The sequence below is a fragment of the Paenibacillus periandrae genome (assembly GCF_022458865.1).
Lineage (GTDB): Bacteria > Bacillota > Bacilli > Paenibacillales > NBRC-103111 > Paenibacillus_S > Paenibacillus_S periandrae.
Window position 1 is genome coordinate 87,972 of sequence record NZ_JAJNMU010000033.1, and the last position, 12,168, is coordinate 100,139.

Genomic DNA, 12,168 nt, shown 5'->3' on the forward strand with positions numbered 1-12,168 from the left:
GAATCTATCGGTGGTTTGATCTGTAGCCGCCTGGCGTGATCTGCACATGCCGCTGAAAAATCCGGATAAAGTTGCGTTCCGAATATCCAATCGCTGTGGCAATTTCGCCGAGTCCCTGATCGGTATCCCTTAGAAGCCGTTTGGCCTCATCGATTTTGCTTTCCACGACATATTCCAGAAAGTTTTTGCCCATGCTTTTCTTAAACAGACGACTCAGGTAGGACGGACTCACACCGACAATTTCCGCACACTGTACCAGCGAGAGGTCATTCCCGCAGTTTTCACTGATATAGGTGCAAATCGTTTGAATAATCGACTCACCAGCTGACTCCCGATCGTTCCGCGTCAACCATAGGTACAGTGGAAACAGCGTATCCTCAAACCATTCACAAATTTCCTGTGAGGTCTGTTTGTCGCCCAGCTGTCCAAACAAATTGTGCTCCATGACGTCTACAGCATTGGCACCCCGCTTTTCCAAAGAGACGATCAATGAAGAGAGCAGTACATGGTAGCTCTGATATATAAATACATAGGATTGGGAGCTTTGCAGAATCTCCGTAAACCGTTTAAAATTTTGAGTGGCGAATGGAATATCCTCCTGTTCGAGTGCAGCCACAACAGCTGCCTCCTGCTCACGAGGGTATTTGATCAAGGCTTGCTTCTTCACAGGCTCCACATCTTCAATAAATAAAATCGTTTCCGAGTCCCGGAATATCCGATATTGCAGTGCAGTTTCTGCTTCCTTGTAGGACACCGGAACGTCAGCCACATGCGCATACAATCGTCCAATACCGACGGTCACCTCAAACGATAAATAGTTGTGGAAGGCTGCCGAAATGGCAGCGGCATATTCCCTTGTGAGATCCAGCATTGCTTGCTGCACCATATCGGGCTTGAATTGCAGAATCGCCGCCCCTCTCCCCTGATAAGGAATCACATAGCCTTGCAGCGCATGGCTGCGCAGTATTTCCTGCATCACATTTGCCAGCGAAAAGGCTACGATCCCTTTTTCCTCAGGTAAAAACCGCTTCTCTTTGTATATGTTTTCGGCTTCAACAATCAGCACGACATTCGTCGAGGTCACTTCAATCCCATACGTTGCGCAATCCTGAATCAACGTTTCATTTCTCGTATAATCGCCGCTCAATAGTTGAAAAAGAAACTTTTCCCGTAAAGAAGGCTCCATTTTGTCCATATAGGCACCAAGCTTTTTCGTTTCCTTGCTCAAATAATCCAGAGATTCCTTAATGATATCCAGCTCATTTTCCTTATCCTGAATTCCGTCTACACGGAGCGAACGGCTGTGATTAATCAATTGCTCTATAGGGTTATATGCCCGTTTGGAGGTGAAGTAGGTCAGCAGAACCCCAACCCCCACAAAAAGCACAAGAATGAGCACCATGATCCTGCGAATCCAGTCCAATTGATCCGTAATCGCTTGCTCCGGTATGACGGATACATACGTTCTGGCAAACACGTTTTTCACATACCTGTACTGCGCCGGCTTACCGTCAATACCTTCGGCCTCAAACCGGCCGGAGTTTTTGTCCGAGGCTTGAATCATTTGTATACCCTTTAAGCTGCCGGTCTGCTGCAACAGCTCAGCATCGGTTTTCCTGTCCATTCCAAAGGGATCGTGCAATTTGACGATGATCAGCTCTTGAGCGCTGGTCACAATGACCGTATCGGTCTCCAAAAACTTGCTGAGCGCCGACGTCTCGATCTCAAAGCCGAGTAATCCCTCGGGCCCACCATTACCGATTAATGGGAGGAGTCTGGCAAAGGTAATATATCCTTCCCTTTTGCTGAGTGGGGACCATTGGGTTAAATACTTGCTTGCCAGCAGTCGGTCGATATCTTCCTTGTATTTATACTCTTCCTTCGGGACAGGGCCATATTCGTTGGATAAAATCACGCTGCCCGGGCTGTTATATAAAAAGATTTCGTTAATAAAGCTGTTCGAGTTTTTAACCAAAGCAATTTTTTTCAAAATTTCGATATTCCAGATGGTACTATCACCAGATGAGCCTGTGTGGACTTCCTGTAACATGGGATCCTTGGCTAGCTGGAGCGAATCCTGCTCGATTTCTTGTAACACCCTCTCAGCACGGTCCTTCAGAATAGTCAGAGACGAGTCACTTTCGGTCTGAATAAAGGTCTCCATCCGATTCATCGAAAGCTGATAATAGACCGTGCTTGCCAAAATCACCGGAACACATACGGATATGCAGCCGAGCCAGATCAGCTTGTATAAATATTTATTGGGGTTAGTCAGTCGCTCGATTCTCAGGTATTTTAATAAAAACTTGCTCCAGTTCGCCATAAGTCCTCCCATTTCTAGAGCTCAACCTCTTAAGTATGAGCCGTGTGCTGGCTTTAATGATAGGGAGTGAAGCACATTACATCAAGTGCCAGCAGAATATTTCCATAGATGCTGTTCTAGCTACCGATCTTTTCCTTGTATTCCTTGGCAAATTCCTGATACGCCTTCTTGAACTCCGCACTGCTGTTCAGCTTCTCGACATAGGCTTTGTACTCGTCCATGGAGATTTGTCCGACAATAGCTTTCACAACCATCGATTGCCATTCGCTGTTGTATTTCGGCCAGATCGATATCCACGTATTGGAATTGATAATCGAGAAGAAATCAATTTTGCCGACCTTGCTGTACGATTCCACGGATGCCGATTTGGCGTCGTTGTACACTTTCGGGGCTGCCGGATTAATAACTTTCATCTTGTTGTTGTAAGCAAGCGGGAAAATTGCGCCTGTCCCGTTAGCCGTTACCTGCTTCTTCCCAAGATCGGTGAGCTGCTGCTGGCCTTCGACCATCGTATAATGTACGCCCTCAATACCGTAGTAGTTATAGTCTGTTTGCTCCATCGTAGTTGTTCTCTCAAAGAAATCGAGAATTTGCTTTACTTTCTCCTCAGGCACTTTTTTGGAAATATAGAAGGCACCGGAGAAAGGTACGGATAACTGAACACTGACTCCTCCCGGACCTTTCATCGGCGGCAATGAAATGACTTCCCCTTCCGGCTGGACTTTCTTGATCCCCTGCTCAAAGGTGTAGTCCCGCCAAACGTTCCGGGCATATGAAGCGGCGCGTCCGGTCGTGTACATTTCTTCAGCTTGCGTTTGCTTGATAGCCGAGAAATCCTTAGCCAAAATGCCATCTGTATACAATTGACGGAAGTAGGCGACCATATCCGTATAGTTCGAAGTTAAATTTTTATTAATGAGACCGCCTTCCTTGTCATATACCGGGTCCAGGCCGCCAAAGGCAGACAGGAAGCTGCCATCACCGTCAGCAAGCAAAAAGCCTTGCCCGACGAGACCGATTGTATCCTTTTTCCCGTTGCCGTCAGGGTCGCCGTTGACAATCGTTTTTAATGCAGCAGTGTATTCATCCAATGTAGTTGGCACTGGTAATTTGAATTTATCAAGCCAGTCCTTCCGCATTTTTATGCTAATATCGATTTGCGGACGATTTCTCGGCACACCATAAATGCCGCCTTCAGACTTCATATAGTTCCATACTTCCTTGTAGCTGTTACTCTTCAAATTTGGATACTTGCTGAAGTCCCCAAGAAACGGCGCCAAGTCCCAGAATGCTCCTTGCTTAACTGCGTTTTGCAAAGTCGGACGGGTAATGTTACCAGCCACAATAACTTCTGGGATGTTGCCGGAAGCAAGCACCAGATCGAACTTGGTATCATAGTCACCGGATGGAATCCATTCCACCTCCAGCTGAGATTTGCTTTCCTTTTGAAACTTAGACCAGTACTCATCATTCAGGTTCGGAACATCGGCGTACGATGGGACCATGAATTGAACCTTAAGATCAGTAGGAGCCTTAGGTTCGCTTCCCGCTGCTTGTGGCTGTGGATTGTCGCCGCCGCACCCTGCGACCATACCTAATGATAGTGCCATTAGCAGGGACGAGCTGACTGCTTTACAAGATAAAATCTTCATGTTCATAAACCTCCCTATATCTACTCAATATCTTTTCGTGACGATCCCGATTGCCAAGCCAATTAGGCTCACATAGGTCGTTTGCAGCTTTATTGTATTGCGATCTTCGACTGCATGTAAGTGACAGTTCTTGAACTGTCTTTCAAAAAACGCCGAAACAGCAAGTATTGTCACCCTTTGAAAAAGATTTTTCCCTTAGCTTTAAACTGGACAGACTATTGGCGAAATTTTCTGAAAACTTAATGAGATTCTAAGCTTAGCTTAAGCTTTCTCTCCGGCAGGCGGCGTATAATGAAGCTCATACCAACAAATGGAGGGATCGCCATGAGTCACGTTAAACATTTTCTGATTGGTTTTTTCTATAGCTTTATCGCCATTGCTGCCCTGCCCGTTCTGCTTATTCAAAGCTTGCTGGAATTATAAAATAATCTACAGCCTCTCGGCATTCGCCAAGCTAAATGGGACAAGAGAGTTCCCTTGTACCAACCATACTGCAATCCTCCTACAAATGTGGGAGGATTTTTTAGTGGAGATTACTGAAGGAACGGTGCACATACTGCAGCATTGTCGATTTAATGAACATACACGGTCTTCTCAGCCGAGAAATGTAGTATATCACCTGCTGTGGCGAATCGGATTTAAATCCGTTCGACTAATATCAATAATAGAAAAAGGAGATTATGATGTTTACGCTTTGCAAAAATAATCTCGAAATCAGCTATGTACCTTGTGCTGGCGGGCTGTCTATCGTTTGGCAGCATCGCATCCGCTTTTGGTGAGCCCTCCCCTGCCGACGTTCATATCAAGGAGTTCAGTTTGCTGGACACGGCGTCTGATGTTGTCGGCGCGGCAGATTTCACGCCGGAGGGTAACAAGGATGGTCACTTTAAGCTGTTGCTGAGCCTGAAGCAGAAGGCAATCATTAATGCCGTAATTCTACGTTCAACGGATGATTAAGGCAAGGATAATCAGCAGGGGGACGGGAGCTGTTCGGGATTTGAACTGGACGAAATTCGATGGGGCCATCTTAATATATCCTGATATTTATTAGTTTGATGACAACATGCCTGAGTTCCAAATGAGCGATCTGGAATTGACATTCGTACCTGTCGGTCCGTTGCTTGATAGCAGCACAGGTCAAACGATAACCCTAACGCAGTCTGGATCCCAGGTGACGCCACCGATTGGCCGATACAAAGCGACCGCCAGATGGATGCCGGACGGGATCGATCCTAAGCTATGCTGCTGCGAGTCAAAGGCAAGGGTAAATTTGTTCAAACTCTCGAATTCGAATTCGAGGATCCCATCCCGCCCGGATAGATAAGGGTGTTTCCCTATATGTCCATGCATAAGCGTGAACCCCCTCGCATCAAAGGTTCGCAGCTTTACCTTTCTTTGTGTGACCCTTGATTTCCGATAATTATTTAGAGTCTGTGGCCAAAATTGTGACCACTGTAATGCTCCCACAACAGCAGTATGATATAATAAACATACAAGAATGGAGTGATGAAGTTGGAGTTACTCGATGCACGGAACGATTTTATTTTCAAAAAAATATTCGGAAGCGACAGCAACAAGGATGTGTTGCTCGCGTTTCTCAACAGTACCTTTATGGAGGCTGGTGAGCCGCCGCTGACGGAGATTACGTTGATGAATCCCTATACCGACAAAAACGACCCAAAGGATAAGCAGTCCATTCTCGACATTAAAGCCAAGACAGCGGAAGGCAAGCTGATCAATATTGAGATGCAGTTGTTCAACCCATACAACATGGAGAAGCGAACGCTTTTTTACTGGAGTGGGATGTACTTCCATCAAATTAAAGAAGGCGGCAATTATAGCGAACTGAAGAAATGTGTGACGATCAACATTCTGAACTATTCGTTCCTGCCAAATGACCGCTACCATAATGTTTTTCATCTGCGTGAAGATCATACACTAATCCCATTAATTGATGATATTGAAGTCCATGTGATGGAATTGTCCAAGCTGGAAGAATACGAGGTTCCGATGGGCGGTGGCTTGGTAAACTGGCTATTGTTTTTAAGAGGCGTAGAGCAGACCAATTGGGAGGCGTTGACAGTGAACGAACCGATGCTGAAGAAAGCTATGGATACGTTGGAATTCTTGAGCCAAGACACACAAACACGGATGGAATACGATGCACGACTGAAGTTTCTTCGTGATGAAGCATCCCGAGTGGAAGGGGCAAAAGCTGAAGGTGTCGCGATAGGTGAGGCTAAGGGGAAAGAAGAAATGGCACGTGAGCTCCTTACTCTTGGAGTGGATGTATCCGTCATTGCCAAGGCTTCAGGACTTTCCGAAAGGGAAATAAACAGCCTGAAGCCGCTATTGCCAAATGCGTTCGTGTACGGTAAATTGATAGTATATTCATTAAGCTACAGGCTTTAACCAAGGACATACGGTTAACGGTATGATTGCTCAGAGAGGGTGCACTCGGCTGTAAGGCGCCCCAATCATCGTTCAACCCTCCCACCTTGCAGCCGCGATGGGGAAATCCGTCGCCGGGGAAACCCGTTATTCCGTTTAAGGACCGCCGTTGTCAAACGGTGGTTAACTATAGGGTGGTACCACGAAACCGCATTCGTCCCTAACGAATGCGGTTATTTGATTTGGAGGAGGAGCTTGATCATGAGACAACGACACGCATTAATGCCTACACTAAGGGAAATCCCATCCGATGCAGAGGCCGCCAGTCACCAATTGCTGCTGCGGGCAGGCTTTATCCGCCAACTGGCTGCCGGTATCTATACTTACCTGCCTTTAGGCCGAAAGGTTTTGCGCAAGCTCGAAGCGATTGTTCGGGAAGAAATGGATTATACCCAAGCCCAGGAAATCTTAATGCCTGCTATGCAGCCTGCGGAGCTATGGCACGAATCAGGACGACACTCGGTGTATGGACCCGAGCTGATCCGTTTTCAAGACCGCAATTCCCGGGAGTTCACCCTTGGACCGACTCACGAGGAAGTTGTCACCTCGTTGATTCGTGATGAAATTAATTCCTACCGTAAGCTTCCCGTGATCGTGTATCAAATTCAAAGTAAATTCCGGGATGAACGGCGTCCACGGTTCGGACTGCTGCGGGGTAGGGAATTTGTGATGAAGGATGCCTACTCGTTTGATACTAGCTGGGAAGGTGTCGATCAAGCTTATCAGGCTATGTACAGCGCCTACCACCGCATATTTGACCGGTGTGGTCTGAAATTCCGTGCAGTTGAAGCGGATGCCGGAGCCATCGGGGGCGAGGGCGGCACCCACGAATTTATGGCGTTAACGGATATTGGCGAGGACACGATCGTAACCTGTGAGAGCTGCGGGTATGCCGCTAATATGGAGCGAGCCGTATCACGGATACTTGCTGAGGGTTTAAATGGTTTAGATCCATTACATCGTTCCGATCATTTGGACGTCGAAAGGATCGCAACTCCCAGTGTGAAGACGATCGAACAGCTTGAACGTTTTCTGAACGTGTCGGCTGATCAACTGATCAAAACCTTGATTTATATTGCCGATGGCCAACCAGTAGCTGTGTGTGTCCGCGGTGATCATGAGGTGAACGAAACGAAGCTCAAAAACTACCTGAATGCCGTTGACCTGGAGCTTGCCGACGCCGATACAATTGCCCGCGCCACCGGGGCGCCCTCTGGTTATATTGGACCCATGCAGCTGTCCATTGCCCTATATGTGGATCAGGAGGCTGCCCGCATGGAATCGGCGATTACCGGAGCTAATCTCACGGGCTTCCATCTACGTCATGTGCGACCAGGGCGGGATTTCACTCTGGAGCATACAGCGGATCTGCGCAACGTAGAGGAAGGCGACCTCTGTTTGCATTGCGGAAGCTCCTTAAAGCTGACTCGCGGCATTGAGATTGGTCATATCTTTAAGCTCGGTACCAAATACAGCGAGCCGCTGAAGGCAAGCTTCGTTGATGCTGAAGGTAAGGAACAGCCCATGCTGATGGGCTGCTATGGAATCGGTATCTCAAGGCTGCTGTCAGCTGTGGTGGAGCAGTCTCATGATGCGTTTGGTATTGTATGGCCTTTCTCGATCGCTCCCTTTCATGTCCATATCGTGCCCGTTTCGGTGCAGGATACGACCCAGATGCAGCTGGCCGAGAGCCTGTATGCGCAGCTTGGCCAGCTTGGAGCCGATGTACTGCTGGATGACCGCGAGGAAAGACCCGGCGTCAAGCTCAAGGATGCCGACCTGATCGGCATTCCCATACGTATCGTTGTTGGGAAAAAGGCTGGCGAAGGATTGATCGAATGGAAGGAACGTGGCACGGCAGAAGTACTTGTACTCACCGCTGAGGAAGCCATTGAGCAGATTACTCTCCAACTACGAGGTGCAGCTAACTAAAGAACTGGATAACCTGCTTTTTCAATAACGGCAAGTTGGTCTCCAAATGTTGAAGCCGGTGTCCGTTGGCTCCAGATGGGTGAGGAAAACCGGACAAGCAGCTCTGACGCTCAATGACTCCTTGTAAGACGAGGAAATTCAAAGCATCCTCCACCATTTTCCCGAGCGGTATAAGGAGTGGATTTGGGAGCTGTTTCAGTTCATTGTTCAGGGTGCTGCACATATATGCCGATAAAAATTGTGATTTTACCAGCTGTGGATTGTGTCCTGTATAATTAAGTCCGTGTGAAAAAACAGGATATTTAATAACCGACGACGTATGGAGCCATTCATCCTGATCTTCAAACAATCGCGAACAGGATGAAAGCCCGAGCGCTGTGTTCAGCTCAGTCTGATCGAGCATGCTGCACAGGTTTTTCCTCATCGTACCGGCGAATCTCGCAGCTTGTTTAGATCTGTAGGCTATTTGTTCGAGCGACAGCCCTGCATCCACATCCTGCTTGGCTTGTCTGAATGCCAGCTCCATTTGTGTCCATCCCGGTGTGATACCAAGTATGACCAGCTTCGCAGTTTGATTGATATATTCGTTATGTGGAGCATAATACATCTCCAGCCCACCTTCCCTGTGAAGAAGAAAGTCGGGAATAAGCAGATCCTGCTTCGTTAAAGGCTTATCGGCAGGAAGCCGCTGGATTGCATCTATATAAGGGTGAAGCCGATTCCAATCCTGCATACAAACACCACCTTGATATGAGGTAACTTTCTTTTCACGTTATCAAAGGTTTAGTATATCAAATATTCCTAGAATTCTGGTGAAAAACGAGCGCAGCGGCCAAATGATCCTGGAGAAGCGTGAGCGTTCGCCTTTGAAATCGTGAATAAACCGCTTAATCTCATACAATTTCACGATTTAAACAGCTGAGAGTTTGCTAAAGCAAACTGGCTTCGTAAGCACTATCCCGGAGGGATATTTGGCCGCGCAGTGAGACTTATTCACCGGGCTTCTAGAAATACCACGATTCACCGCAATAAAATCAGAGTTATTGAAAGAACAGCTCATTCCTATAAAACGGAGGCGAAATCTGCTATGACAATAAATGAATTTGCTCCCAAAGCACCTTTATTCAGAGATCCGATCTATGATGGTGCGGCTGATCCAGTCGTGATTTGGAACCGTCAGGCTGCCGAATGGTGGATGATTTATACGAACCGCAGAGCTACAGCCGAAGGCCTTGGAGTTCAGTGGGTGCACGGGACCGATCTGGGGGTGGCTTCCTCTGCCGATGGCGGACAAAACTGGCTGTATCGGGGAACACTTACCGGACTTGAGCTGGAATGGGGTCGTAATACATTCTGGGCTCCTGAAATCATCTGGCATGAAGATCAGTACCATATGTATGTGAGCTATATTCAAGGAATCCCGCAGCAATGGGCAGGCCATTCGCGCCATATTATCCATTATACAAGCCCTGATTTACTGAAGTGGACTTACCAATCCCGCTTACAATTAAGCTCGGAGCGTGTGATCGATGCCTGTGTGCACAAGCTTCCAGACGGCAAGTTTCGGATGTGGTATAAGGATGAAGACCATCATTCGCACACCTATGCTGCAGATAGTGATGATTTGTACAATTGGACGGTAGTGGGACCCGTGATTACAGGTCGCGGTCATGAAGGGCCCAACGTATTTATCCTTGGCGGCAGCTATTGGATGCTAGTCGATGAATGGCGGGGACAAGGTGTGTACCAATCAGAGAATGGCGTAGACTGGGTTAACCAGGGGCTTATCCTTGATCAGCCTGGTCAGCGCGAGGATGATCAGACGATTGGCCTTCATGCCGATGTCGTGGTGCAGGGCGAGCATGCCTTTATCTTTTATTTTACTCATCCGGAACGCAAACCCGGCCAGCCAGAGCGTACTTATCAGGAACGCCGAAGCTCGATTCAAGTGGCGAAACTTACGGTTAAGGACGACAGGCTGGTTTGCGACCGGGATGAACCGTTTGATTTTCACATGATAGCTCCTGAATAATGAAAGAAGGTTAGATTAACATGACAGAATCGCGAAAAATTACAGTTACACAGGTTAAAAAGGCTCTCAAAGATTATGACAAAGATACGCTGTTATCGATCCTTATGGATTGCTACAAACAAAGCAATGATGTTAAAAATTATATTCATGTTCTGATCAATCCTGATGAAGCGGTGGACGAACTTTACACCAAAGCAAGGAAGCTTATTATGAACGAGTTTTTCCCGCAGAAGGGGTACGGCAAGCTTCGGCTAGCACAAGCCAAAAAAGCGATTACGGATTTTAAAAAACTAAGCAATGATGAAACCCGAACTATAGACTTGATGATTTATTATGTGGAGTCAGGTGTTAAGTTTACAAATACGTATGGAGATATTAATGAAACGTTTTATTACAGCATGGCATCCATGTATGCCAATGTAATCTCAAAGATCATCGAAAATGACAAGCTCTACATTCGTTTCAGTGATCGTTTGGAGCAAATAGTAAATGACACTTCAGACATCGGTTGGGGCTTCCATGATGAGCTTTCTTATTCGTATCATGAGCTTTTAGCTGCTGTAGATGGAGATGAAACAATCTGATGAGCAACATACAACCGCTGCCCTATACTTATGGAATGTACACGATGTGTCTTGTTCAAGACGGAAACCGTGTATTACTGGTAAATCGCCCAAGCGAAAAAGGATTTCCAGGTTATATCGGTCCTGGCGGCAAAATCGATTTTCCTGAAAGCCCTACTGAGGGAGCTGTTCGCGAGGTGCTTGAGGAAACAGGGCTAACTGTTACGAAGCTGGTCTACAAAGGAATGGCTGAGCATGTCGAGCCCAAAACCAATTACCGTTACATGGTATTCAACTATGTGGCTACGGCTTATGAGGGTACCCTGCTGCACAACCCGCCCGAAGGCGAGCTCCTCTGGGTACCGATCAATGAGGCTTTGAATCTCCCGATGCAGCCGTGGTTCAAGGAGCGATTTCCTTTGTTCTTCGAAGAAGGGACCTTTGAAATCCATGCTGTATGGGACGGAGAAAGCAAGCAGACCCTGGAGAAAACGATCAAGAAGCTGTAGACGCTCTGAGCTTGATCTTCCACCATGTCGGCCTCATTTATTGAAAGTTAGTAAAACTGTCAGTACCCTTCTATCAATTTAAATCATAGAGTATAGTGCACTTAAATCTACTTATGAAAGGAGTGCATTCATATGTCTGACAAAGTGACTCTATCAACCGGTGTGCTGACCAGAGAGCCTGATACCATTACTGCCGTCATCAATCTTGCAAATGTGGACAAGAACAATTCACACCGTATTACTGTCGAAGTACTGGATTGGTCCTCTTATTCTGATCCTGTACGGCTTCCAGTGCTTATAGGCGATAACGTACCTGTTGTATTTCCCTATCGTCTGGCAGGCAATAATTTGGCTGTGATGTATGTTGATCTGGATGAATCTGTCGATCTCTACGAAATCCGGATTACTTCTCACAAACACAAAAAAATTATCGCCAACTGTTTTGGAAGAAGTCTTCCTCCTTATACCAGTCAGCAAGGAAATACTGTACTTCAAAGCCAGCTTTTCAAAATGAATTAACCATCGGTACAAAATACTGCCTCTTAACCTTGAGATGACAGCAGCAGCCCAGCAGAATGTAGAGGCCACTGAAAAAGTCCATCTTTAAGAAAAAGGTACAGTTCTTCAAGAAAGTTGAAGAGCCTGTACCTTTTTTGCCGTATAATTGAGTCATCTTAAAAAAGCGTGGGTGAGAGCGGATGATTCG

12 protein-coding genes are annotated in these 12,168 nt (G+C 46.8%); 7 read left to right on the top strand and 5 right to left on the bottom strand.

Going from position 1 to position 12,168, the window contains the following annotated elements; translation table 11 throughout:
- Positions 1-4 precede the first annotated feature (4 nt).
- Together LRL21_RS38530 and LRL21_RS38535 are read right to left on the bottom strand one after the other, a co-directional pair.
- Complete coding sequence (locus tag LRL21_RS38530) at positions 5-2,323, bottom strand: helix-turn-helix domain-containing protein (RefSeq protein ID WP_240421114.1); 2,319 nt, start codon at positions 2,321-2,323, stop codon at positions 5-7.
- Between the two features lie 116 nt (positions 2,324-2,439).
- Positions 2,440-3,975, bottom strand: a complete 1,536-nt coding sequence (locus LRL21_RS38535; protein ID WP_240421115.1) for an extracellular solute-binding protein — start codon at positions 3,973-3,975, stop codon at positions 2,440-2,442.
- Positions 3,976-4,695: 720 nt separating this feature from the next.
- On the opposite strand from LRL21_RS38535, the gene LRL21_RS38540 reads away from it, so the two are divergent.
- Positions 4,696-4,932, top strand: coding sequence for a hypothetical protein (locus tag LRL21_RS38540; protein ID WP_240421116.1), 237 nt, complete (start codon positions 4,696-4,698; stop codon positions 4,930-4,932).
- Between the two features lie 180 nt (positions 4,933-5,112).
- On the opposite strand, the gene LRL21_RS38545 is transcribed toward LRL21_RS38540, so the two are convergent.
- Positions 5,113-5,325: a hypothetical protein gene (locus LRL21_RS38545; RefSeq protein WP_240421117.1), complete on the bottom strand. Its 213-nt coding sequence runs from the start codon at positions 5,323-5,325 to the stop codon at positions 5,113-5,115.
- A 156-nt stretch (positions 5,326-5,481) separates the two neighbouring features.
- Between LRL21_RS38545 and LRL21_RS38550 the strand changes: the two genes are divergently transcribed.
- Positions 5,482-6,387 (top strand): Rpn family recombination-promoting nuclease/putative transposase, encoded by a 906-nt coding sequence (locus tag LRL21_RS38550; protein ID WP_240421118.1) that lies wholly within the window; start codon positions 5,482-5,484, stop codon positions 6,385-6,387.
- 240 nt (positions 6,388-6,627) lie between these two features.
- Positions 6,628-8,358 carry a proline--tRNA ligase gene (locus LRL21_RS38555; RefSeq protein ID WP_240421119.1) on the top strand — a complete coding sequence of 577 codons (1,731 nt, stop codon included), beginning with the start codon at positions 6,628-6,630 and terminating at the stop codon, positions 8,356-8,358.
- On the opposite strand, the gene LRL21_RS38560 is transcribed toward LRL21_RS38555, so the two are convergent.
- On the bottom strand, positions 8,351-9,091 hold the full coding sequence (locus LRL21_RS38560; protein WP_240421120.1) for a hypothetical protein: 741 nt from the start codon (positions 9,089-9,091) through the stop codon (positions 8,351-8,353). The two genes, LRL21_RS38555 and LRL21_RS38560, sit on opposite strands and share 8 nt — an antisense overlap.
- 354 nt (positions 9,092-9,445) lie before the next feature.
- Between LRL21_RS38560 and LRL21_RS38565 the strand changes: the two genes are divergently transcribed.
- The 4 genes from LRL21_RS38565 (at position 9,446) to LRL21_RS38580 (ending at position 11,981) form a co-directional block, all read left to right on the top strand.
- On the top strand, positions 9,446-10,390 hold the full coding sequence (locus tag LRL21_RS38565) for a glycoside hydrolase family protein (protein WP_240421121.1): 945 nt from the start codon (positions 9,446-9,448) through the stop codon (positions 10,388-10,390).
- A gap of 20 nt (positions 10,391-10,410) precedes the next feature.
- Complete coding sequence (locus tag LRL21_RS38570; protein WP_240421122.1) at positions 10,411-10,974, top strand: DUF6155 family protein; 564 nt, start codon at positions 10,411-10,413, stop codon at positions 10,972-10,974.
- Positions 10,974-11,462 (top strand): 8-oxo-dGTP diphosphatase, encoded by a 489-nt coding sequence (locus LRL21_RS38575; protein WP_240421123.1) that lies wholly within the window; start codon positions 10,974-10,976, stop codon positions 11,460-11,462. Before LRL21_RS38570 ends, LRL21_RS38575 begins: the two co-directional genes overlap by 1 nt.
- Before the next feature lie 132 nt (positions 11,463-11,594).
- Positions 11,595-11,981: a hypothetical protein gene (locus tag LRL21_RS38580; protein ID WP_240421124.1), complete on the top strand. Its 387-nt coding sequence runs from the start codon at positions 11,595-11,597 to the stop codon at positions 11,979-11,981.
- Here the strand turns inward: LRL21_RS38580 and LRL21_RS38585 are convergent.
- Positions 11,968-12,168 (bottom strand): hypothetical protein (locus LRL21_RS38585; protein WP_240421125.1); only part of this gene is annotated, 201 nt, incomplete at its 5' end. The two genes, LRL21_RS38580 and LRL21_RS38585, sit on opposite strands and share 14 nt — an antisense overlap.

Coding starts and splice junctions, on each gene's coding strand:
- LRL21_RS38535 (WP_240421115.1), bottom strand. CDS start 3,975: ATGAAGATTTTATCTTGTAAAGCAGTCAGCTCGTCCCTGCTAATGGCA.
- LRL21_RS38575 (WP_240421123.1), top strand. CDS start 10,974: ATGAGCAACATACAACCGCTGCCCTATACTTATGGAATGTACACGATG.
- LRL21_RS38540 (WP_240421116.1), top strand. CDS start 4,696: ATGTACCTTGTGCTGGCGGGCTGTCTATCGTTTGGCAGCATCGCATCC.
- LRL21_RS38580 (WP_240421124.1), top strand. CDS start 11,595: ATGTCTGACAAAGTGACTCTATCAACCGGTGTGCTGACCAGAGAGCCT.
- LRL21_RS38545 (WP_240421117.1), bottom strand. CDS start 5,325: ATGCATGGACATATAGGGAAACACCCTTATCTATCCGGGCGGGATGGG.
- LRL21_RS38570 (WP_240421122.1), top strand. CDS start 10,411: ATGACAGAATCGCGAAAAATTACAGTTACACAGGTTAAAAAGGCTCTC.
- LRL21_RS38550 (WP_240421118.1), top strand. CDS start 5,482: ATGAAGTTGGAGTTACTCGATGCACGGAACGATTTTATTTTCAAAAAA.
- LRL21_RS38560 (WP_240421120.1), bottom strand. CDS start 9,091: ATGCAGGATTGGAATCGGCTTCACCCTTATATAGATGCAATCCAGCGG.
- LRL21_RS38555 (WP_240421119.1), top strand. CDS start 6,628: ATGAGACAACGACACGCATTAATGCCTACACTAAGGGAAATCCCATCC.
- LRL21_RS38565 (WP_240421121.1), top strand. CDS start 9,446: ATGACAATAAATGAATTTGCTCCCAAAGCACCTTTATTCAGAGATCCG.
- LRL21_RS38530 (WP_240421114.1), bottom strand. CDS start 2,323: ATGGCGAACTGGAGCAAGTTTTTATTAAAATACCTGAGAATCGAGCGA.